This is a genomic window from Pseudomonas ovata (assembly GCF_003131185.1).
GTDB lineage: Bacteria > Pseudomonadota > Gammaproteobacteria > Pseudomonadales > Pseudomonadaceae > Aquipseudomonas > Aquipseudomonas ovata.
Map to the genome: position 1 here is coordinate 1 of NZ_QFFU01000050.1, position 2,411 is coordinate 2,411.

2 protein-coding genes and 1 pseudogene are annotated in these 2,411 nt (G+C 52.9%); all 3 read left to right on the forward strand.

Annotated features, from left to right (window positions below):
• Positions 1–266: pseudogene (locus DGA31_RS29925) on the forward strand (hypothetical protein); the annotation flags it as partial.
• A 620-nt stretch (positions 267–886) separates the two neighbouring features.
• On the forward strand, positions 887–1,537 hold the full coding sequence (locus DGA31_RS29345; RefSeq protein ID WP_109514908.1) for an AAA family ATPase: 651 nt from the start codon (positions 887–889) through the stop codon (positions 1,535–1,537).
• Positions 1,528–1,899 carry a hypothetical protein gene (locus DGA31_RS29350; protein ID WP_109514909.1) on the forward strand — a complete coding sequence of 124 codons (372 nt, stop codon included), beginning with the start codon at positions 1,528–1,530 and terminating at the stop codon, positions 1,897–1,899. Before DGA31_RS29345 ends, DGA31_RS29350 begins: the two co-directional genes overlap by 10 nt.
• Positions 1,900–2,411 lie beyond the last annotated feature (512 nt).

Sequence of the window (2,411 nt, forward strand, 5' to 3'; positions counted from 1 at the left end):
AGAAACGCCGCGACGTGGAGCTGCGCGAGATTGGGCAGGCGCGTCTGGGCGAAATGGAGCGGCACTCAAAAGAGCAGCTGCGCCGTGACGTTTCCAGGCAACGCTGGCAGGCCAAGGAAACGCGTACGACAGCGCCAGTGGCCAAGGCTGCAGGCCGGCCAGCTGTGACCAGACCACAGCCCGCAGCTTCCAGGACCAAGACCGGCGCCGAGGTCTCCAGCTCGCTGGATGCGTTGCTGGCCAAGGTCGCGCAAAAAACCAAGTAATCCCGTTGTAGGGGATTTTTAATCGCATCCGCTCACGCGGAGACCTGCGATCGCCTGCGATTTGACCGTTTTTCCCTGCGTGCCGACGTTGATCGAGCAAGGACATATCGACGGCTGCTTTTTGCCTGAAAATACTTCAAAAACGCGTCGTCGACAGCGGTCGATTCAAATGAGCTCAAATAAATGAAATTTTATACCCGAGTCAGTATTCCCCTTCGGGTAAAAACAAGGACTTACGAGGTGTAAACCCCTCATAGAGCATAAATGCTCGCGCACTTCGTACCTTCGGTACGGCGCGAAAAGTGTGACCTGAGAAAAGGTGCACAACCCCGTCTGGCGGGCCAGGGCGATGAAACTGCCCCGGCCTGGCTTCGCCACCCTAGCGGGCGCCGACCCGGATAAATCGCCCCCAGGCGGCTACGCCACCTGCCGGCTCAACCGGGCGCGCGTGCGCGCGGTGTTTCGAAGATGTCAGCGCCTGGTAACCCGTCTGGTGCCTTCAGTAAAGGCATGCAAGGTGAGTTGGAATTCTCTATTACTGAGGAATGATCTGCCTCTCGTAGTAAAGCGCATATAACTTATGTAAGTTATGTCACTTTCTATCAACTTGAGGTCGCCTCATGATTTTGCTTTTAGGTGGCGAGAAGGGCGGCAGCGGCAAAAGCTGCCTAGCCCAAAACCTTGCCGTATGGCTACAGGCTCGTGGCGGGGATGTGCTGCTTTTAGATGCAGATCCTCAGGGTACGACGGCAGATTGGGCAGCTGAGCGATCTGCCCAGCCAAATTTACCATCCATTCCGGTGGTGCAAGCTCATGGCAATATTCGAGAGACGCTTGCAGATCTGCGCGGTAGGTACAGGCAAATTGTTATTGATGCCGGCGGCTCTGATTCTGAGGCTCTAAGATCGGCGATGACTGTGGCAACACACATGCTGATCCCCTTTCGACCTAAAAGGCGTGATCTCAAGACTCTACCAAAAGTCGATAACCTCACTCGGCTAGCCACAGCTGTGAATCCATTGTTGACGGTTCGCAGTGTCATCACGCAATGCCCAGCTCTGCCAAGTCAAGGTCAACGAATTCTCGATGCTAAAGAAGCTTGCCGCTCTTATGGCATACAGCCACTGGATGCCGTAACCACTGCGCGAAATGTTTACGACGACGCAGACGAGAATGGTTGTTCAGTCCTGGAAAGCGGGAATGACCTACGTGCCAAAGAAGAAATCGAGACGCTGGCCAACGAGCTTTGGGGGAGCAGATCATGGCTCTGAAGAGTTTGATACGTAAACCGGAAGAAGACACACCATCCTTCGAGCAGAACGATGAAGCGGCCTTGGCTTTTATTGCCGGTGCTCCAGTCCATGCTGCGCCAAAAGAAAAACGAAAGCGCAAAAAAGCTCCTAAATTTGTGCGAACGACTTTTTCTCTAACCAAGGACCTCAATCTCCGGATAGACAGAATCTCCATGATGCCGAGAGATTTCAAAGCATCCCGTTCAGATGTCATTCGGGCAGCTGTTATGGCCCTCGGGCACCTCAGCAAAGCAGAGATTGTGGCGCTTTTGGAGGTGGCATCTAAAGCTGAGCCCCTTACTGATGTAGAGCAGGAAAACGAAGATTCTTCGATTACTTAAGTTATGTAACTTACATAAGTTACGCAATATTTTTTGCTGAAGCCCCGTAAAAACGGGGCTTCAGCGCTAATCTTAAGATTTGCAGGAAAAATATTATGGTGGTAGGGTTCACGCACTTTGCCTTCTGAGCTTCTGCTCATGAGGCGCAGTTAACAGAAAAATCAGAGAAGGAAAGACCTACAGGGTTACCAAGAATGCAGAAACCAGAAAGCCCCGCTTGCCGGCGGGGCTTTCTGGAAAATCTTGAACAGGCCGTTTAGCGAGGCGGAAACCTGTTCAACACACATCAATGTGAGCTGATTATGGCGTTCACTGTGGCTTCTTGCAAGCCGCAAAATGTGAAGCCGGTCAGTATCACCGCAGATACGCGGATCAATGGAAATGATTTCCTCTACCCCCTTTGCTTCATGCAAGGCTGAATTCGGTGGCCACCTTGGTCAGGATGTCCAGCCATGAGCCGGCTCAAAGCCGTACGGCTCGCCCCCTCTGATCCTCATTCGGCCTTGCGCCGA